The organism is Bacillus sp. EAC (assembly GCF_002156875.1).
Classification (GTDB): Bacteria; Bacillota; Bacilli; order Bacillales; family Bacillaceae_G; genus Gottfriedia.
The window spans coordinates 60,667-81,322 of record NZ_NCSY01000002.1 but is presented as its reverse complement, the minus strand read 5'-3'; the positions used below and the strand labels follow the sequence as shown (position 1 = coordinate 81,322).

Annotated in this window: 23 protein-coding genes; 12 read left to right on the top strand and 11 right to left on the bottom strand. The window is 31.9% G+C overall.

The annotated features are described in order from the left end of the window. Positions 1–12: 12 nt before the first annotated feature. Positions 13–999 (bottom strand): Gfo/Idh/MocA family protein, encoded by a 987-nt coding sequence (locus B7R65_RS03535; RefSeq protein WP_088041373.1) that lies wholly within the window; start codon positions 997–999, stop codon positions 13–15. 100 nt (positions 1,000–1,099) lie between these two features. Here B7R65_RS03535 and B7R65_RS03530 point away from each other — a divergent pair, with 100 nt between their 5' ends. Continuing rightward, positions 1,100–1,684, top strand: coding sequence for an LOG family protein (locus B7R65_RS03530; RefSeq protein WP_088041372.1), 585 nt, complete (start codon positions 1,100–1,102; stop codon positions 1,682–1,684). Between the two features lie 54 nt (positions 1,685–1,738). Here the strand turns inward: B7R65_RS03530 and B7R65_RS03525 are convergent, their stop codons facing one another. Then, a complete protein-coding gene (locus tag B7R65_RS03525) occupies positions 1,739–3,508 on the bottom strand; it encodes a hypothetical protein (protein ID WP_088041371.1) in 1,770 nt (589 codons plus the stop codon). Positions 3,509–3,640: 132 nt separating this feature from the next. Beyond that, on the bottom strand, positions 3,641–3,892 hold the full coding sequence (locus B7R65_RS03520) for a transporter suffix domain-containing protein (protein WP_088041370.1): 252 nt from the start codon (positions 3,890–3,892) through the stop codon (positions 3,641–3,643). 107 nt (positions 3,893–3,999) lie between these two features. Between B7R65_RS03520 and B7R65_RS03515 the strand changes: the two genes are divergently transcribed. Both B7R65_RS03515 and B7R65_RS03510 read left to right on the top strand, forming a co-directional pair. Beyond that, complete coding sequence (locus B7R65_RS03515) at positions 4,000–4,923, top strand: ABC transporter ATP-binding protein (RefSeq protein WP_088041369.1); 924 nt, start codon at positions 4,000–4,002, stop codon at positions 4,921–4,923. Further along, a complete protein-coding gene (locus B7R65_RS03510) occupies positions 4,916–5,866 on the top strand; it encodes an ABC transporter permease (RefSeq protein WP_179194754.1) in 951 nt (316 codons plus the stop codon). Before B7R65_RS03515 ends, B7R65_RS03510 begins: the two co-directional genes overlap by 8 nt. A gap of 246 nt (positions 5,867–6,112) precedes the next feature. On the opposite strand, the gene B7R65_RS03505 is transcribed toward B7R65_RS03510, so the two are convergent. From B7R65_RS03505 to B7R65_RS03495, 3 genes are all read right to left on the bottom strand, one after another. Then, positions 6,113–6,367 (bottom strand): hypothetical protein, encoded by a 255-nt coding sequence (locus B7R65_RS03505; RefSeq protein ID WP_088041367.1) that lies wholly within the window; start codon positions 6,365–6,367, stop codon positions 6,113–6,115. Between the two features lie 190 nt (positions 6,368–6,557). After that, positions 6,558–7,073 (bottom strand): dihydrofolate reductase family protein, encoded by a 516-nt coding sequence (locus tag B7R65_RS03500; protein WP_088041366.1) that lies wholly within the window; start codon positions 7,071–7,073, stop codon positions 6,558–6,560. Between the two features lies 1 nt (position 7,074). Further along, entirely contained in the window at positions 7,075–7,668 is a 594-nt protein-coding gene (locus B7R65_RS03495; protein ID WP_179194753.1) for a TetR/AcrR family transcriptional regulator, read from the bottom strand. Between the two features lie 158 nt (positions 7,669–7,826). On the opposite strand from B7R65_RS03495, the gene B7R65_RS03490 reads away from it, so the two are divergent. The 7 genes from B7R65_RS03490 (at position 7,827) to B7R65_RS03460 (ending at position 14,467) form a co-directional block, all read left to right on the top strand. Next, the gene (locus B7R65_RS03490; protein ID WP_088041364.1) at positions 7,827–8,711 is read left to right on the top strand and encodes an ABC transporter ATP-binding protein; all 885 of its coding nucleotides are present in this window, start codon (positions 7,827–7,829) and stop codon (positions 8,709–8,711) included. Positions 8,712–8,717: 6 nt separating this feature from the next. Next, the gene (locus B7R65_RS03485; RefSeq protein WP_088041363.1) at positions 8,718–9,515 is read left to right on the top strand and encodes an ABC transporter permease subunit; all 798 of its coding nucleotides are present in this window, start codon (positions 8,718–8,720) and stop codon (positions 9,513–9,515) included. Between the two features lie 23 nt (positions 9,516–9,538). Further along, positions 9,539–10,333, top strand: coding sequence for an ABC transporter permease (locus tag B7R65_RS03480; protein WP_088041362.1), 795 nt, complete (start codon positions 9,539–9,541; stop codon positions 10,331–10,333). 158 nt (positions 10,334–10,491) lie between these two features. Further along, a complete protein-coding gene (kynU, locus tag B7R65_RS03475) occupies positions 10,492–11,766 on the top strand; it encodes a kynureninase (RefSeq protein WP_088041361.1) in 1,275 nt (424 codons plus the stop codon). Between the two features lie 12 nt (positions 11,767–11,778). Then, positions 11,779–12,402, top strand: a complete 624-nt coding sequence (gene kynB, locus B7R65_RS03470; protein ID WP_088041360.1) for an arylformamidase — start codon at positions 11,779–11,781, stop codon at positions 12,400–12,402. Between the two features lie 12 nt (positions 12,403–12,414). Then, on the top strand, positions 12,415–13,113 hold the full coding sequence (locus B7R65_RS03465; protein ID WP_088041359.1) for a tryptophan 2,3-dioxygenase family protein: 699 nt from the start codon (positions 12,415–12,417) through the stop codon (positions 13,111–13,113). 478 nt (positions 13,114–13,591) lie between these two features. After that, complete coding sequence (locus B7R65_RS03460) at positions 13,592–14,467, top strand: cation diffusion facilitator family transporter (protein ID WP_088041358.1); 876 nt, start codon at positions 13,592–13,594, stop codon at positions 14,465–14,467. Positions 14,468–14,555: 88 nt separating this feature from the next. Here the strand turns inward: B7R65_RS03460 and B7R65_RS03455 are convergent, their stop codons facing one another. The 4 genes from B7R65_RS03455 to B7R65_RS03440 form a co-directional block, all read right to left on the bottom strand. Then, positions 14,556–15,551 carry an ABC transporter permease gene (locus B7R65_RS03455; protein WP_373419546.1) on the bottom strand — a complete coding sequence of 332 codons (996 nt, stop codon included), beginning with the start codon at positions 15,549–15,551 and terminating at the stop codon, positions 14,556–14,558. Then, positions 15,523–16,461 (bottom strand): ABC transporter ATP-binding protein, encoded by a 939-nt coding sequence (locus B7R65_RS03450; protein ID WP_088041357.1) that lies wholly within the window; start codon positions 16,459–16,461, stop codon positions 15,523–15,525. Before B7R65_RS03450 ends, B7R65_RS03455 begins: the two co-directional genes overlap by 29 nt. Beyond that, positions 16,454–17,260, bottom strand: a complete 807-nt coding sequence (locus tag B7R65_RS03445) for a GDSL-type esterase/lipase family protein (RefSeq protein ID WP_179194752.1) — start codon at positions 17,258–17,260, stop codon at positions 16,454–16,456. The genes B7R65_RS03450 and B7R65_RS03445 overlap by 8 nt, the downstream gene beginning before the upstream one ends. A 115-nt stretch (positions 17,261–17,375) precedes the next feature. Next, complete coding sequence (locus B7R65_RS03440; RefSeq protein ID WP_088041355.1) at positions 17,376–18,179, bottom strand: formate/nitrite transporter family protein; 804 nt, start codon at positions 18,177–18,179, stop codon at positions 17,376–17,378. A 598-nt stretch (positions 18,180–18,777) separates the two neighbouring features. Here B7R65_RS03440 and B7R65_RS03435 point away from each other — a divergent pair. Together B7R65_RS03435 and B7R65_RS03430 are read left to right on the top strand one after the other, a co-directional pair. Next, positions 18,778–19,041 (top strand): DUF2573 family protein, encoded by a 264-nt coding sequence (locus B7R65_RS03435; protein WP_088041354.1) that lies wholly within the window; start codon positions 18,778–18,780, stop codon positions 19,039–19,041. Positions 19,042–19,229: 188 nt separating this feature from the next. Beyond that, positions 19,230–20,147, top strand: coding sequence for a proline dehydrogenase family protein (locus tag B7R65_RS03430; RefSeq protein WP_088041353.1), 918 nt, complete (start codon positions 19,230–19,232; stop codon positions 20,145–20,147). Positions 20,148–20,297: 150 nt separating this feature from the next. Here the strand turns inward: B7R65_RS03430 and B7R65_RS03425 are convergent, their stop codons facing one another. Further along, positions 20,298–20,438, bottom strand: coding sequence for a YuzL family protein (locus B7R65_RS03425; protein ID WP_088041352.1), 141 nt, complete (start codon positions 20,436–20,438; stop codon positions 20,298–20,300). Between the last annotated feature and the right edge of the window lie 218 nt (positions 20,439–20,656).

Sequence of the window (20,656 nt, the reverse complement as noted above, 5' to 3'; positions counted from 1 at the left end):
GGTATTTATTCATTAATTCTTTTCAACTCCAAAAACAATTCCACTCTGCTTTCTAGCTGATTCTGTAATCGTTAAAACAATTTTACTCATTTCTTTTAGTAGATTATATTCAATTTCATTTTTATCTTCAATGATTTTAGTTATATTTTGTATTTCATAAAGCATATCATTTTGTACTTGAGTGACTTCTAAAGATTCTGATACCTTTGTCTTATGGTTAACAAACGCTATTTTTGAGATTGGTGATGGTTTGTCTAGAACGAACGCACCGATTTCACCAGTGATATCACTTTCGATATATGATTGAGAGATTTTAGAGCATTGAATGCTGCATGTATGATTTTCATAATTTAAAACTAGAGTACCACTGCCATCAATACCGTTGTGAAGTTTAACTGGAGTATAATTTACTGATTCAGGTTTTCCGAATAAGCCAACGGCTACATAAAGTGGATAAACCCCAAGATCTACTAGTGCACCTCCAGAAAATTCTGGAGAAAAAACATTCGGATTCTCACCTCTTAGAAATGAATCATATCGAGAAGAATACTGTAAATAATGAAGATTTGCACTTCTAACTTGTCCAATTTTTGATAAGTTTTCTTTTAATATTTTAAAGTTAGGAGAATGAAAGTTTCGAATTGCCTCGAATAAAAACACTCCATTGTCTTCTGCAAGTTTAAAAGCGTGCTCTAATTCTGTAGTTGTTGAGAAGATAGGTTTTTCACATATAACATGTTTTTTATTTTGTAATAATGAGATCGTTTGTTCATAGTGTAAAGAATTTGGAGATGCGATGTACACAACATCAATATCTTTACTATTGGCCAATTCTTCAATATTTGTATAGAATGTATCTGCGCCATGTTTCGAAGCGAATGATTTTGCAGTTTCCTCATTTCGAGAATATACAGCTGATAAGGTTAAGATTTTGCTCTCTTTTGCAGCTTCAATAAAACTTTCTGTAATCCAACTTGTACCAATTGTACCTAAGTTCATAAATATTCAACTCCTAAATAAGTTGTTAACTCTATCTTTACAATCCTAATCTAAACATATGATAAAATAAAGTGAAAAACATCTAAGGAAGTGATAATGTATGAAAAAAATTTGTGTTTACGCAGGTTCGAATCTTGGAAATAGAGAGTCTTTTAGTTTTCAAGCAAAAAAACTAGGTAGATTATTTGCGAATAATAACATCGATTTAATATATGGTGGCTCTAAGCTAGGAATAATGGCTGAAATCGCAAATGAAGTACTAAAACATGGTGGAAATGCAATAGGCATTATGCCAAGCGGGTTATTTCGTGGAGAAATTGCTCATCAAGGATTATCACAATTTATTGAAACAGATTCAATGCATGAACGTAAAGCATTAATGAATGAAATGTCAGATGGTTTTATTGCATTACCAGGTGGCATCGGTACGTTCGATGAGTTATTTGAGATTATCTGTTGGGCACAAATTGGAATTCATAATAAGCCAATTGGATTACTAAACGTAGATAACTTTTATAAGCCAGTTCTAGCTTTGCTAAAGCATGCAGTTGATGAAGGTTTTATGAATGAGAATACATTATCCTTAATAGTTGTTGCTGATGATGCAGATGAATTACTAGCATTAATGGAAAACTACGCTCCTCCAGTAATGCAGAATAAATGGAAACAATTAGATAGTAAATAAGGTAAATATAAAACAGACGTTAAATTTTACTTTAACGGCTGTTTATTTTTTTACTTATGCAGGTTGAACTATATCTGTCTCAGAAACACCAACTGTTGTAAAAAACTCTTCGATAATATTACCTTCTGAATCCTTAATTAAGACTTTTAAACGTGTGTTTTTTTGTAAAGCACTATATGAAATTGAAGCTTTTCCATACGCGTTTGAAACTTTTGAACCTAGTAAATTATTTCCGTTATAAATTTCAACTGTTTGTTTTCCATAAGTTTGTACTTTTACATTCGTACGCGAAGTTTTTAATGAAGTTGAATGTTTTATAACTGTAAATTTATAAACAGGTGCGTTTTCAAGGACAGTGCTCGTACCACCTTTATGTTGAATCACGCCATTATCAGTGTATTCAATTTCTGTTGAATTACCTGCATTATCATAAATTACTATGAATTTAATTTTATATGTACCTTCGTGGAAATTTCCGTAAACATACATATCGGTAGACCAAGTATTTTTATCGACTTTGTTAAAATCCCAACCATATACTTGATCGCCATATTCATTTTCAAACATAATGTCCATAGCACCTACACCAGCACCGATATCCTTTGTATCAATTTGAACATTAATAGGGGAATCTAGTTTAATTGCTTTTGTAGGTAACACAAGCTTATTAAATTGTGGTGGTGTAATATCTTCGTGTGGATTTGTTATTTTAATTAAATTAGTACCAACCACGGGTATATCATTAGTAGTTAAATTAATAAAATTATTAGCGTTATCTCTAGCGTAAGCATAGATAATTTGATAATCACCAGAAGCTAAATAGTATGGAACTTTTAACGTACAATCATAAATAGATTCAGACTCAGTTTGTTTACATTCTGTTGGGTAAATCTTTGAATTTTCACCTTTATCTATACCGAAAGATACCTCCATTTCAGAGATGCCTGAATTGTTGTCAGAAACAGAAACTTTTATTGTATTTGTTTCATCTGCATTCATTTCATTTTTTTCAATGTTTAATGATTTAATTACTGGTGCATCAATATCTTCATTCTCGGAAATAACTTGAAATGTTGAAAAATTTTCAGGATATGACTCATTTGTATTAATTGAAACCATATTACCACTTATATCCCAGGCATTTACATATTCTACTCTCCAGCTACCCTTTTCCGTGTAAGCTGGCACTTCAAATGTATTTTCCCATAAACCATTTGAATTTTTGGACAAATTATATATTTCAATGTGCTTCTTACCAGAAGGACTAATTAACATCATAGATACATTACTGATTCCAGAATCATCTTGAGCATTTACGTAAACAGTATTGTATTCTCCGGCATTTATTTCATTTTTTTTAAAAGAGATGCTATGTATTGTTGGATTAGTATTGTCTACTGCTCCCGGAGTGATTTCAAAATTGTATTCTTCTAAACTAGGAAAGTTATCTTTTGTTAAGAGATTATGATTATCACCATCATCTCTCATTTCGATTGACTCAAGTGTCCATAAACCAATATCATCTTCATTCGAAAAATTAGTTGTTAAACTATAATGATACATTGGTCCATCATGATATAAACGGATAGGATATAATTCGCCATTTGGTTTTTTATAATTTAGTGTGATATCTGTTAAAAAATAAGGTGATCCCGATTGAACCATATAGAATTCAATTGGATCAAATAATTCGACTTGTTTTTTACTAATAGTTAAGCTGTCGAACGTAGGTGGAATGTTCTCATCTGCAGAAGCTGTATTGAATGGCATGATAAGTGAAATTAGCATAAACGCTAAAGTAACTAATGATAATAATTTTTTCATCTGTGTTCCTCCAAGTTGTCATATTATAATTGCCAGACTATATTATACTTTAAAACTATTTAATTAATAAATAATAATTTCCAAAAAAAGGCACATTGAGTAAGAGAATGATTCTCTATCCCAATGTGCTTTTTAGTCTTCTTGTTTGACTTTATTTTTTTTATGTTTAAACCATCTTGCAGGATTCATTTTTTTACGATAATTAGCCATAACATCTTTTCCAACTAATATTCCTCCAACCCAAAACATGCCCTCACCGAGGATGACAAGGACCCCAATAAGTACTGCTTTAAAGCTACCTGATATCTTTAAAAAAGGTAAAGCGAATATTAATAAATAAGGAATAAATGAGCCAAATACTAAGTAGTATGGTATTCTTTTCATAAAGTTCTCCTTTCAATTCCTACTTGAGAATAGCATTTATTCATAGGAAAATAAAGGAGATATAATTTTATTTCTATATTAATTTCTCTCATTAAGGAGGAAAAAAGATGAATCAAGAAGTAGTTCTTGAGCTTAGAAATGTTAAAAAAACTATTAAGAACCAACGTATCATTAACGATATTAGCTTTGATTTATATAAAGGTGAAGTATTGGGATTATTAGGCCCGAATGGTTCTGGAAAAACAACAACTATGCGAATGATCGTGGGACTAATGAGTTTAACGGATGGCGAAATATTAATAAGTGGAAATTCAATAAATGAAAACTTCAAAGAGTGTATACAGCAAATTGGAGCAATGATTGAAACACCTGCTTTTTACCCGTTTTATAGTGGTTTTAATAATCTAATGTACTTCTCGAGGATGCTAGATGGGGTAACAAAGGAGAGAGTACTTGAAGTAATCGAATTACTAGGTCTTTCAAATGCGATACATAAAAAGTTCTCAACGTATTCTTTAGGAATGAAGCAACGGTTAGGAATTGCTCAAGCGCTACTACATAGACCATCAATACTAATATTGGATGAGCCAACAAATGGGTTAGATCCTGCTGGTGTAAGAGAAATACGTGATTACTTGAAACGCATCTCGGAGGCAGAAGGAACAGCAATTTTATTATCTAGTCATCTTTTATCTGAAATCGAATTAATTTGTGATCGTGCAGTTATCATTCAAAATGGTCATTTTGTAGAATCAATCGATATGGGTAATCAATCAGGGGACAAGCTATTAATTGAAGTAGTTGTTAGTAGCACAGAAAACATTGAACGTAAATTTTCTGATGTAATTAAACAATTCAAATATGAATTGGTTGATGAGAAGTCGATTATTTTTGAAATTGAAGAGGGGAATATACCTTTATTAAATAAAGAGTTAGTTAAGTCGGGTATAGAGGTTTATTATATAACTCGTAAAAAAGAAAGTTTAGAGGATTTATTCATTCAATTGACAGGGGGAAATGTCATTGAGTAAGTTTTTCATATTAATTGGAAATGAACTGCGTAAAATTTTCGTTCAAAAGTCTTTTGTCGTAACATTACTTGTTTTATTTATTCCAGTTTTGATTTTAGGAAGATGGGATTTTGTAGAAAAACAACTTGGGACTTCAAAAGAAGAAAATTGGAAATCAGAATTAATAGACCAAAATAAAGAAAGTGAGAAAACAATAGCAGAACTTGGTTTAGGAGCATTGTCAGAACAAGACAAAGAGCAATACGAAATATATAAATATCGCATTAAACATAATATTTCAACTGTTCAGCAGTACAGCGTATTGGATTTTATGAAAAAGGGTGCTGCCATAACGAACTTTATCGGTATTCTTTTAATCTATTTTGCAAGTAGTATGATGTCAAAAGAACACCAGTGGAAAACAATTAATTTTCTTCTAGTAAAACCATCAACTAGAAGAACGATTTTTTATACAAAATTTATAAGCCTAGGAATTTTGTATTTTGTATTTACATTTGCAATCCTATTATATTCATTTATTATCGGCAGTGCTTTAAATGGAATGAAATTCAGCACACAACCAGTTTTAATGTATGTAAATAACAAGGTTATAGAACAAGGTATTTTACCTAGTCTTCTGCATGATTACTTTATTAACTTTTTACCATTTCTTTTGTTTATTGCAATTGCCTACTTCCTATCGACAATTTTGAAATCTGGAAGTGTTTCTTTATTAATAAGTATTATTTTATTTGCAACTTCAGATGTGATCGCCTCTTTATTAAGAGCTAAAAGCTGGTCAAAATATTTACCTTTTATGCATACAGATTTGACGGTATATATAAAAGGAGTGAATATCGAGAATGGAATGAGTATTTGGTTTTCAATTATGATGCTGATTCTATATACTTTGCTATTTCTGATTATTGCAGGTGAAGTGTTTAAGAAAAGGGATGTTATTTAAAGGCATGTAATCGCAAAATCATAGAATGGGCCTCCTCGGTTCGCCTGCGGGGTTTCATATGTCCAGATACTCCAACAGGAGTCTCGCACTTTCTGATCAATCATTTTCTTTATTTTCAGTTTTTTTAAAACCTTTTAAAAACAAAAATCTTTTAGAAATGAGCCTAATATAAAAAGCATCTTCTTAGCTAGTGGAGATGCTTTTTTACTCTTTCTTATATCCGTTATTTTGACTCGCATCAAAATTCTATTTTTTCTCTATATCTAGTTCAATTAATGAGCCATATGGGATGGAGTTATTAGTAGAGGTGTTATAAATTGAACAAACATTAATATGTTCAGAGTGGCTATATTCCCATTTTAAACAGGCTTTTTTGCTAAAATCAATTTTAGAATCAGGTGTAAAAAAAAGAATAGTGAGACTGAAAATAGTGAATCCACCAATTAAACCTCGTTTAATTTCTTCGGAATATTTTCGTATACTTAAAATAGTTTTGTACATATTGACCTCCAAAATATAAAAGTAAGTCGTGAGTAATTCATTCTATGTTCATTTGGAGTGAGATAATACTAAACAATTAATAAGATTTACTAGAGAAATATTCAAAAAAAAGCATCTCTGCTATATGCAAAGATGCTTTTCTTATGGGTGCTACAATCATACTTAATCTTATTATATTTTACTCAAACCTTTACCACTCATATCTTAATTCAACCATGCCATTCTCATAAATTTTATGATTCTTTAGGAATAGTTGTTGATCTTTTTCAATTCCTTGAAACAATGGAATCCCGCTTCCAATTAAAGTAGGTTGTATAAATAAAATCAATTCATCGATAAGATTGTTCATTAGGAAATACTTTGTTAGTTCAGCTCCACCAACAAGCCATATGTGTTTTCCTTCAGATTCCTTTAATTGCGAGATAAATGTAGAAATGTTAGAAGTAATAAATTCTGCATTCGAATCATTTTCTCTTGGTTGTGTTGTGAAAACATATGACTTTTTATCAAGATAAGGATACTCTCCAAAGGTTAGAACTTGTTCGTATGTTTTTCTTCCCATTAATACTGTATCAATTGAATTGATCAACTCAGTATATCCATAGTCGGTATCACTAGGATCGAATAACCAGTCAATCTCTCCATTTTCACGTGCGATATAACCGTCAAGGCTAGATGCTATATACAAAATGATTTTTCTAGTCATGTTAATCCTCCTGTTTTAGCAATCCATATAAGAATAAATTCATAATTTCATCAATCACTTCTTTTTTTTGAATATATTGAGAGGTCGCCGTATCCATGTTCATAAAGGCTTGACTAAGTACTTGAATATAAATTAGCAGCGTTTGATTTTGGACTTCGTTTCGAACTAAACCAAGTGAGCGGCCTTCATCAATTAGTGAAATTAACAACTTAAACGATTTGTTCATAGTAAAATCTAATACACTATCGTGTAATTCTTTATCTTTTTGCATGAGTACTGTAAACATTTCAAGATTTACAATATCAAGTCCATTTTTCTTCCGCATGAATAATTCTTTTATCTTTTCATTAAAAGGAATACTAGTTGAAAGTAATTGCTTATATTCCTCATATTGCTGATCCATTAATCTTAAGATAGCCGCTTTTAATAGTGCTTCTTTACTTCCGTAATAATTATAAATTGAAACTTGTGATACATTCGCTAACTTAGCGATATCCATAATTTTTATATCATTTAGTGGCAAAGATAATAATTTGATCGTATTTAATTCAATGTTTTCCATTTTCTTTAGCGTTCTTTTTTTATAACCGTCCAACATTCGTACCTCCATGAATATCTATAGAATAGTATATCATGTTTTGAAATATATTATTAAAAATATTTCAAAATGTATTCTCATTTTTTGGAAACGGGTATATACTAGTTTTGTAATATTGTGGTTTAATTATTTCAAAATGATGTGGGGGTACAAAAATGTACGCAATCGAAATCAATAATCTAACAAAGACCTACGGTAATTCAAGAGGGATCACGGACATTAGTTTTAATATAGAAGAGGGTGAAATATTTGGCTTTATCGGGCCAAATGGAGCGGGTAAATCAACTACTATTCGAACGCTATTGTCATTAATTTATCCAACAAGTGGTAGTGCCAAAATTTTTGGAAAAGATTGTGTTGAATTCGCTCCTGAAATCAAAAAGGAAATTGGATATTTACCATCAGAAGTTTTTTATTATGACAATATGAAAGTAATTGATTTATTGAAGTATTCGGCTAGCTTCTACAAAAAAGATTGTACAAAAAGAATAAAAGAATTAGCTGAAATAATGGATTTAGATTTAACAAAAAAAATCGATGATTTATCTCTTGGCAACAAGAAGAAAGTAGGGATAGTCCAGGGGCTACTTCATGAACCTAAATTGATCATTTTAGATGAACCGACTAGCGGTTTAGATCCTCTAATGCAGCAAAGATTTTTTGATTTACTTGAGGAAGAAAATAAGAAAGGAGCTACAATTTTATTTTCATCACATATTTTAAGTGAAGTTCAGCGCCTATGTAATCGAGTTGCCATTATTAAAGAAGGTAAGATTGTTACAGTCGAAAAGATTAGTAAATTAAAGGAAAATAATTTCAAACGATTTAAATTAGAGACAACAGATGAAATAGATCAAAATTTCTTCAATATAGATGGAGTAAATAAAATCGAGATAAAAGGGAATTCTATTAGCTTTTTATTTAAAGGAAATATCAATAAAGTGATGAAAAAAATCGCTGAGATTGAGATTGAAAATCTTTGGATAGAAGAGCCAGACCTAGAGGAGATTTTTATGCATTATTATGAGAAGGAGGCCTAATAAGCTATGAATATATTTTTGCATGAACTTAAGGCCTATCGGAAATCAACAATCATATGGACTTGTTCATTAATTGCCATTGTTATATTTTTCTTATCACTATTCCCTTCTATTTCAAAAGATTATATGGATTTCGCTAAAATAATTAAAGGGTATCCAGAGGGGGTAAGAAAAGCTTTAGGTCTTGAAATAGAAAGTTTTGGAACGATTTTAGGTTTTTATTCTTACTTATTTTTATACGTTAGCCTTTGTGGGGCCATTCAAGCGATGATTTTAGGTACCTCAATTGTTTCTAAGGAAACTCGCGAAAAAACAGCTGATTTTTTACTATCAAAGCCAGTTACTCGAACTAAGATTTTATCAGCAAAATTATTTTCAGGTATAGTTTGTTTACTAATTACGAATGTATTTTATCTAGCTGCAGCAAATATTATGGCATCACAAGTAACAACGGTAGATTATAGTTTTAAATTATTCTTTTTAATTTCCAGTACATTGTTCATTATTCAATTAATATTCTTTTCAATTGGCATCATTGTTTCAATCATCTTTACGAAAATAAAGTCTGTTTTATCAGTCTCTCTTGCTACTGTGTTTGGCTTCTTTGTAATCGGGATGGTTATTTCAACAGATGGAAACAGTGCAAAACGATATTTATCTCCTTTTAAATATTTTGATACGAAATATATCATTGAACATTCAAAGTACGAATACTCATATTTATTTACGGCAATTGTCATCATTGCTATTTCGATCGTAGCAAGCTATTTAATCTATTCAAAGAAAGATATTCACGCTGTGTAGTTTTCGGGAAAGGGAGGGTAGATATGAATCTATTTTTAAGAGAATTGAAGACATATCGTAAATCAATCATATTCTGGAGTATTGGAATTATTTTATTCATGATTAGTGGGATGACAAAATATAAAGCTACTGCAGCAAATGGACAAATTAATAATTTGTTTGCTGAAATGCCGAAATCACTTCAGGCAATAATGGGATCAGGTGCACTTGACTTATCCAAAGCTAGTGGCTACTTTGGAATTCTAGTTTTATACCTGTTTTTAATGGCGACAATACACGCTACAATGCTTGGGGCAAATATCATTGCGAAAGAAGAAAGAGATAAAACAGCTGAGTTTTTATTTGTTAAACCATTATCTAGAAATAAAGTCATTTCATATAAATTACTAAGTGCATTCGTAAACATACTAATTTTTAATCTAGTTACATGGGTATCAAGTGTTATAGTTGTGGGGAAATACAGTAAGGGTGAAGATGTAAACGGTGATATTGCTATAGTGATGCTTGGAATGTTCATCTTACAATTACTCTTCTTAGTGATTGGATCGTCGATAGCTGCTAGCAGTAAAAACTCAAAAAAAGCAGCCTCCTACGCGACAGGAATACTATTAGTAACATTTATTTTATCAATTGCAATTGATTTAAATGAAAAAATAGAAGGTTTAAAATATTTAACACCTTTTAAATACTACGAGGCTAAGAACATTATGTATGGCGGTGGATTTAAAATTAGTTTTCTTGCCATCTCAATTATATTAATCATTGTATTAACAGTTATAACTTTCTTCTCCTATCGAAATCGTGATTTACGAAATTAGCAAACAGCTAAATCATTATGCCAAGAACCGAAAAGTAAACTACTTTAGGTTCTTGGCATTTTTTTTGTATAAATTATATTCAGAAAATATTGACATCTGTTATCAAACTACAATAACTTTAATAGAGAAGGTTATTTAATTGTAAGGAGGGACAGAGGATGTTTCAACCAACATTGCAGTTTGCTGAATATCTAGATCAAAATGATGAGTTATCAATTTATCGAAATGAATTTTATTTACAGGCTAATACTATTTATTTAGATGGAAATTCTCTTGGACTTCTTTCGAAAAGAGCTGAGAAGAGTTTACTAGATTTATTGGAATCTTGGAAAACATTAGCGATTGATGGTTGGATGCAAGGAGAATATCCATGGTACTACTTAGCTGAAAAATTAGGTGCTCTAAGTGCGCCATTAGTTGGTGCAAAAGAAAATGAAGTTGTTGTAACAGGTTCTACAACGACAAATCTTCATCAATTGATTGCATCATTTTATCATCCGAGTGGTAATCGAACGAAAATATTAGCTGATGAATTAAACTTTCCATCAGATATTTATGCTATTCAAAGCCAATTAAAATTAAAAGGCTTTGATCCAGAAACGCATTTAGTTCAAGTTAAAAGTAAAGATGGCCGAACGATTAATGAAGAAGATATCATAGACGCAATGACTGATGATATTGCCTTGATCATCCTTCCGACTGTTCTTTATCGTAGCGGTCAATTATTCGATATTGAACGTCTAACGAAGGAAGCTCACGACCGTGGAATCATGATTGGATTTGATGGTTGTCATTCGGTAGGTGCGATTCCTCATAAGTTCCATGAATGGGATGTAGATTTTGCTTATTGGTGCAATTATAAATATCTTAATAGTGGACCAGGTGGAGTAGGAAGCTTATTTGTGCATGAAAAACATTTTGGAAGAATGCCAGGATTAACTGGATGGTTTGGTTCAGATAAAGAAAAACAATTTGATATGAAGCATGAATTTACACCATCTGACACTGCTGGTGCTTATCAAATAGGGACACCTCATATACTAAGTATGGCACCACTTGCTGGATCACTTGAATTGTATAAAGAAGCAACAATTGAACGAATTCGAGAAAAATCATTAAAGAGTACGGCGTATTTAATGAGTTTAATAAATGAAGAATTAAGTGAATTTAATTTTGTGGTAGGTAACCCGCTGGACGATGCTTTTCGAGGTGGGCATGTGTGTTTAGAACACGATGATGCGGCTAGAATTTGCAAGGCATTAAAATTAAATGGAATAGTTCCAGATTTTCGTGCTCCGAATGTAATTAGACTAGCGCCTATCGCTTTTTATACCTCATATGTAGATGTATGGAATAGTGTACAAAAATTAAAGAAAATCATGGTAGAGAAGCAATATGAACAATTTCAAAATGAACGAGAAATTATTGCTTAGGGGTTGTAAGAAATGACTTTAATTGATATCTCAAGAAGATTAGAGAATGACATGCCAGTTTGGCCTGGTGATACAAATTTTTCGTTTGAGTTAAGCTGGACAAAAGAAGAAAGTGGCTCAGTGAATGTTGGTAAATTAACATTAAGTACTCATACAGGGACGCATATCGATGCGCCATTTCATTTTGATGAAAATGGTAAAAAAGTGATTGATTTAGATCCTAACTTATATGTGGGAAAAGCAAGAGTGATTGAGCTAATCGATGTTGATTATGTTAAAAAATCTGACTTAGAGAATTTTTCTTTAGAAGGTATCGAACGACTTATCATCAAAACGAACTCATGGAAAAATGATAGCGTTTTCCCAGAAAGAATACCTCATATTGAGCCAGAGGTAGCGTCGTTTTTAAAAGAAAGTGGAATTAAATTACTAGGTATAGATGTACCTTCTGTGGACCCACTCGATAGTAAAGAATTAAGCGCTCATCATGAATTACATGTAAACGGAATCCATATTTTAGAATCGGTTGATTTAAGAAACGTCACTGCTGGCGACTATGAACTTATTGCATTGCCACTTCCGTTAACAGATGCAGATGGTAGTCCAGTTCGTGCTGTTTTACGTAAATTACTCTAGGGGGATATTAAAATGACACAAGAGCAAAGAAAAATTTCAGATTACGAGAAATATATCCGAACAGAAGAACTATTAAGCTTACAAAAATCTGATGAAGAATTGTTTTGTCCTGATGAATTAACGTTTCAAACAGTTCATCAAATTGCTGAGTTACATTTTAAATTAATCATCCAATCTATTCATTTTGCAGATAAACATATACGAGCAAAAGAGGTTACAAGAGCAGTACATCATTTACAACGTATTAATAACCACTTAGTACATTTACCAGCGGTTTTTGATATGGTAAAAATGGTAAGTCCAAGTGACTATCATATTATTCGTTTAGCTCTAGGAAGAGGCAGCGGTCAAGATTCTCCAGGATTTAATGAAATCTTAAAATTAGGCCCAACACTTTGGCAGCCTTTTAAAGAGCTATTAGATGAAAACTTAGTTACACCAGTTCAATTACACCAATCTGCAGGGAATCATTTTGAGTTATTCCAATTAATGCAAGAACTTACATGCTTTGATGAGAGATTCCAATCTTTCCGCAGACAGCATATTCAACTTGTACGTCGAATGATTGGTATGAATACGAAGAGTTTAAAAGGAGTGCCAGCAGAAGCATTAGAACGAGCAGTTAAATTTGAGTTTTATCCAGAGTTATGGCAAGCTGTTTGTGATTTAACGGATTTAACTGGTTCTAGTTATAATCCTAAACCATTATAAATAAATATTGCTGTAGTAAAAAATAATAAATAAACCAGATTCTGCGTGTTTTTCACAATGGATCTGGTTTTATTTTTTGCTGATTTCGTGAATTTTGTCGCTATTAAAAAAGTTGAATTTCATTCAGGTTTCCACTTCAGGACACTTGTTTTTAGTGGGCGTACGATGAGCGTCCTGGGCCCACAAAATGTGGGTCATGCATGTGGTACGACAGGAAGTCGTGGTATTAGCATGCCTACCTTTTTGAGCACTGCTGGGTCTGCGCGTCTCCCTACTCCCACAGGAATCTCGCATATCCGTTCATTATCTTCTTTATTTACAGTTTGTATTAATAATCCTTCTAAAAACAACAATCTTTTAAAAAAGATCCTATATTTTCATACTTACTTAATATGGAAATAAATCATAATGGGTATGATAAATCCATGTAAGAAAAACATATAATGGTAATTAGTTTGACGTAGAGCGGAGTGAACAAATGGATAAAAGTCTTCAAAAACAGCTAGATTTTGCTGCTTTGTTAAGTGTTATTTCATATTTAGTATTAGCAACAGTAAAGGTCCTTGTTAGTTTTAAAACAAATTCAAGTGCTCTTTTAGCAGACGGTTTAAATAATGTAACAGATATTGGCGCAACGTTAGCGGTATTCATTGGAATAAAAATTGCTAGAAAACCAAGAGACTTGGATCATCCATATGGTCATTCAAGAGCCGAACAAATTGCTACTTTAATTGCATCATTTATTATGATGTCTGTAGGTTTGCAAGTAATTATTGAGAATATAAGAGGACTAACAAAAGGTGAATATGAGACCCCAAATAATCTAGCGGCGCTTATAGCATTTGTTTCGGGGATTTTTATGGTAGGAATTTATTTTTATAATAATAAAGTTGCTAAAAAGACAAAAAGTAAAGGGCTTGAAGCAGCTGCAAAGGATAATTTATCCGATTCATTAGTAAGTTTCGGAACAACGATTGGTGTTTTAGGAGCGTCATTTGGATATCCAATAATTGATCCTATTGTTGCCATTTTAGTAGGCTGCATAATTTGTAAAACTGCTTGGGATATATTTTATGAAGCAACGCATTTATTGACGGATGGATTTGATCCTGATGAGATGGCTCTCTTCTCTGAAACAGTGGATAATGTACCAGGTGTACATAAAGTAGTAGATTTAAGGGCAAGGATGTATGGTAATACAACCATTGCTGATGTTGTTATTGAAGTTGATGGTGGGATTGATGTCAGCAAAAGTCACGGCATAACAGACAAAATTGAAAGTATTCTTCATGATCAACATGGAATTCAGTATACACATATACATGTTGAACCTAGAAGAAAAAGTGAATTTTGAATTACTAGACTAAACATCCAACAAGAAAATGCCTAGAAATGATGGAAAGAGTTAATTTCTTCATCTATCTAGGCATTTTTCTATTATATTATGCAAGCATGTCTTGTTTAGTAAAGGTAATGAAAGCAATAATGAAGGCTGAAATCCCCCAAGCTGATAGGTTGATCAAAGAGAATTGCATATTAAGTCCTTCAATTGAAGGAAGCTGTCCTACTAGATAATCAGTTAATCCTAGATTTACACTAAAGAAGTATTTAGCTCCAGACCATGAGGTAGCAAGACCACTTAATACACTTCCAGTAATTAATGCTGCTAACATGATCCCCATAGCTGCAGGAGTTGTTCGAACAAGAACAGATACCATAAATGATAATGTACCAATAATAATACAAACAAACCACGCTAAACCAAACGCCATAATGATGTATTGCCATTGAGGGATTAGCTGTACTGAATCAGTAATTAAACTGTTATTTTTTATGACAAATCCAGTGAGTACTGGAACAGTCCATCCTTTAAACCCGAATACAAATCCAGAAGCAAGATATGCCATTACCCCATACAGAACGAGCAAAAATGAAATTAATAGGCAAATTGAAAAATATTTACTTAATAAGATTTTCCATCGTTTGACTGGTCTTGTTAGTAAAAGTTTAATTGTCCCATCGCTCCGTTCACCCGAAATGATGTCAATTGTAATAACCATTACTAATAAAGGAAGAAGTAACCAACCTATACTTTGTTCGATTAGTTTTCTAATGAAAGTTGGTGCTCCAGGAGTCGTCGGGTTTATATTGTTATCCAAATAATATTGTTCTTGATCGATTTGAACTTTTAACCAGCTTTTCCATTCTTCTGGAATTCCTGTTGAATTTAATCTGTTTTGTTGATCAACTATTTTTTGTTGCAGAGCAACTTTCCAATCATCAGTTCCTAAGCGTTTAATTGTTTCCTCTGTTTGTTGCAATTGAGCGTATACAAAAATAGGGATTAAAATGCCTAATATCAGGAATATAACTAATATTCTTTTTTTACGTACCATTTTTTCGATTTCATTAAAAACTAGCCTTATCATTTCGGTCATTTGCCTCACCTCCAGTCATTTCCATAAATAAGTCTTCTAACGTATCGGACATTGAGCGTACGCCATTAATCTGGAATGATTCTTCGACAAACCGATGTGTAAATTCATTTATTTTTTCGGAAGACATACGACATTGGATTACATCTCCAGATATGACAATATCTTGTACCGACGGGTCTTGGCTCAAGAGTTCTTTGGCTCTTTGAATTGGAGAGACTTTCCATTCTACTCTTTCAGCTGCTTCTTCAACTAGTTCCTTTACAGTTGATACTCTAACCATTTTTCCTTTATTAATAATGGCTACTCGATCACAAATCATTTCAATTTCGCTTAATAAATGACTGGAAATAAACACACTAATATTGTGTTGTTTTACAAGCATATGAATGAATTCACGTAATTCACGTATTCCAGCAGGATCTAATCCATTAGTCGGTTCATCTAGAATAAGTAACTTGGGATTTCCAAGTAAAGCTTGGGCAATTCCAAGTCTTTGTTTCATACCAAGAGAATATGTTTTTACTTTTTCATGAATTCTTTCATCTAATTTAACAAGATTGACGACTTCATGAATTTTTTGGTCATCTTTAATATTTAACATTCGAGCAAACTGAAATAGATTTTCCCACCCACTTAAATAGCTATAGAGCTCTGGGTTTTCAACAATACAGCCTATTTCATTCATTGCTTGCTTAAAATGAGTTTTCACGGGATAACCAGCTACTTCAATAGTGCCTTTTGTTGGTGAAATCAGACCAACTAACATACGAATTGTAGTAGTTTTTCCGGCGCCGTTCGGTCCTAGGAATCCAAAAACTTCACCTTGATACACTTCGAAAGAGATCTGATCAACTAGTAATTTTCCTTTTATCTTCTTTGAAACTTTATCTACTTTAAGTACTTTATTCATTTGATTCACCTCGAAGCTGGCTTCCTATTTTTCTTAACAGTCGATTAGCCATTTCAGTGTACCCTTCTTTGTTTGGGTGAAAGTGATCGGTATATAAGTATTTATTTTCTTCATTATAAAAAAGATCAAACGTAGGTATTACGTATGCATCATGAATACTGAGGACAGATTGTTCGAGAATATCATTCCATTTTGAAACAAAACTTGATGAGGTATCTAGCCCTTGTACATTATGAAATGGATTATAATAACCAAATGCATAGATAGATGCAGATGAGTTTTGCGTTCTTATTAATTTGAAAATTTGTTGAAGGTTATGTTTAAATGTTTTTTCGTCTGGACGGTAAGATTTAAGAAATTCCTGGTTTAATTGATCTGCGCCTGGAAATAAATCATTTCCACCAATTGATAGGACAATAGTATCTGCTGAGCGGATTGTTTCTTGTACATCTTTTTTCTGAAGAACAGTAAGTAAGTTTGAAGTCTTAGCACCACTAACAGCTAAATTAGAAACTGTAGAATCTTGTTTATATTGTTCTTTAAGAGACGTCTTAAGTCTATTCACATAACCTAAACCTTCATCGTCACCAATCCCACGAGTAATGGAATCACCTAACGCTACAATTTTTAACTTGTCGGTTTTATGCATTGTTTGGTTTTGATTCGTTTCTTTCACAATTAGTTTGCTCTTTTGTGGATTTAAGACTGTATAGGCGCCTTTTACAAAACCAAAACCTAATAATAGTAAACACAAAATTGAGCTAATCATAATAAAAAAAACAAACTTATTATATTTCAATATGTACACCACCAAAAAAGGAAAAATTTTCATATATAAAATCATTATTACCATATTAAATTTAGATTTGCACGAAAAAACCTGCTATCAATAAATGAGTGCAGGTTGAAGTTAGCTATGAAATTCGTTTTAAACTTTTTGTTTTAGTTGTTTTTCCAGTATTTAAGTAATAATAAGCCATACCAACTCCGACTGAACCACCGATAATATTTCCAAATGTGACAGGAACTAAGTTGTGTAACAGATCACCAAAAGTAAAAGTTAGATCATGGGGCATAATAGAAGACAAAGTAAATACTGCAAGATTTGCAATACTATGTTCATAACCTGAAAAGAAGAATGCAAATACTAATAAAAAAATAATAGTCATCTTTGAAAAATCTTCTTTTAATCTTGTTGGTAGAAAACAAGCAAGGCAAACTAACCAATTACATAAAAGACCTTTAAAAAATAACTGTAAAAATGATGCGTGAATTTTATGTTCAACCACTCCAGTTAAAAAATGATCACTAGGAAATTCTTTAGGTATACCAGTTAAATAAAATAAAAATGCAAAGACAATGGCACCGATTATATTCCCAGCGTAACATGTTAACCAGTTTTTTAATAAGTCTAATCTAGATGTTTTATGAGCTAATGTTGAAAAAGTAAAATACATTGTGTTACTAGTAAATAATTCTCCGCCACCATATATAATCATTATTAAAGCAGTAGCAAAGACAAGTGGATAAACAATTGCTACATAAGGTGATTCGTTCAATCTGAAGATTTCCGCTAACTTTAAACAAACAATTAGAATGAAGCATATATAAATGGATGCTAAAGCAGCACGCGTTATATATTTAAATATACTCTGATCTAAAACGTTCTTTTTCTTAAGTGCTAAATCAATACAATATTGGATACTATCACGTTCCATGTTTTCACTCCCAAAATGACTTGTGATTTGATTCATGAGTACATAATTAAGTATAAAGATTTATAACGAATACAACATTGTGAATGTGTGAACATAGTGTGAAGAAAGAATTTAAATTGTAAAAAGAAGATTTTTTTTAAAGGCTCTGTTAATGTTTATTGTTGATATTAAAATAGTGGTTTCCTTTAAAAGATTGTTTTTATAGTCAGGGAGACGTAAAGAAGACAATCGACAAATATAATAAGTTGATTAGAGCGTAAGGTGCTCGACCCCTGTGTGAGTAGCGGGACAGTTGAGACCTTAGCAGTGATCAAAAAGCTAGGCATGCTAATACCACGACGTACTGTCGTAACGTATGCATGACCCACATCATTTGGGCCCAGGAGGTTAAGCCACGCCCCACAGAAAACGAGCATCCTGCAATGGAAATCAAAAATCTTTTTAAAAGAGCCTAAAAATTATTATTAGAAAATCAAAAATTGTTCAACCCATTTTTAAACTTGTTGAAGTATACTATACTTTTCTTAAATTGAATAAAATATTTAATGATCATAACGAGAGTAAATAGATATGAAATTTGATTGGAGAGGTGTTTTCAATGACAAATGATTTTGAAGAAAAGTTTGATGCATTAATCAAAAAATATACTGAACTATTACTAGGAGAATGGTCGGAAGAGAAACAAGAAAAAGTAGAAAAATGGGTTGTTTATACATATATTTCAAAATCCATGCCAGCTTTAACGAAACATTGGAATGAGACTTATCCAAATGCGAAAGAGCATGTAGTTGAATTGATTAAGGAAATAAAAACTTTAAATGACAAACATAGAGAAGTAATGGCAAACAAGAAAAACTCCTGATTTGCTGAACAGATTTTTCCAAGATGACTAGAAAGGGAAATTATGATAATATAATATTTGAGAAAGGGCATTCATTTTTCTAACAATTTTCGACAAAATCGCAAATAATTGTTTTAACGAAAATCATAAAATGATACATTAGATATAGATAGAGAGAAAAGTACTAGAAGAAACTTGGGGGTATACAGATGGAACAGTTAATGAAAAATACGTTTTTATTTTTTTCTAAAAATAAGTTTTTAACTAAAATGGCAAAAAAATACGGTCTTAAATTTGGTGCAGCGCGTTTCGTTGCTGGTGAAACAATTGATTTAGCGACTAGTGCAATTAAAGAATTAAATAAAAAAGACTTAAAAGTAACAATTGATTACCTTGGAGAGTTTGTAGATACAATTGAAGAAGCAAACGAAATGGCCGACCATTGTATCGAAGCAATCGAAGCGATCGGTAAAGAAAAATTAAATTCTCAATTATCATTAAAAATGACTTCTATGGGCCTAGATATTTCGGACGAAATTGTTTTAGCAAATATGCGTCGTATACTTGAAGCGGCAACAAAACATGATGTATTTGTAACGATTGATATGGAAGATTTCTCTCGTTGCGAGAAAACGATTCGTATCTTTAAACAGTTAAAATCTGAGTACGAAAATATTGGAACGGTTATTCAAGCTTATTTATATCGTACTGAAAACGACATTATGGATCTAAATAGTTTAAAACCAAATTTACGTTTAGTTAAAGGGGCATATAAGGAACCTGCAGAAGTAGCATTCCCTGAGAAAAAAGACGTGGATGAAAACTTCAAAAAAATCATTAAAATGCACTTACTAAATGGAAACTTTACAGCGATTGCATCTCATGATGAAGCAATGATCGAATATACGAAGCAATTAGTTAAAGAACACAATATTCCAAATGACCAATTCGAATTCCAAATGTTATTTGGTATTCGTACAGAGCGTCAATTAGAGCTTGTAAAAGAAGGGTACAACATGCGGGTTTATGTTCCTTATGGTACTGACTGGTATGGTTACTTTATGCGCCGTTTAGCTGAACGTCCAGCAAACGTTGCTTTCGTTTTAAAAGGTATGATTGGTAAATAATATAAAGAGGCTAGCTAAAAAGGAGATATCTTTTTAGTTAGCCTCTTTTTTTCTATATACAGGATTTGTGATTAAGTAAAAATAAGTAAAAACAACATTATTCAATTTAAAGCGTCCAGGTTTTGCTATTATACCTTCATTAAAAAGAGTTTATTTTCCCATATTTTCTTTACCGTACTGCTGGTTATTACTTTGTCTTCCTTTTTCAGGCTTTTGATCTCCATGACCCGCATTTCCTTGAACACTAGCTGCACTAACTCCGCCTTTTGATGGATTTCTTTCACGTTTCATCGCTATCACCTCCATTCATTAGACTAACCTAATAAATTAATCTTATTAGTAAAAAAATGACATCATTTAAAAATAAAAAATATTAATTTGAACTTTTTGTTTATTGCGAAAACTTAGAATTTATCATATAGTGAAATAAGAGGTGCTCATTTGCGAAGGGAAATTCTAGCTCGAAAGTGAATGAGTATTCATTCAAGAAACAAGGAGGAGAAATGCAT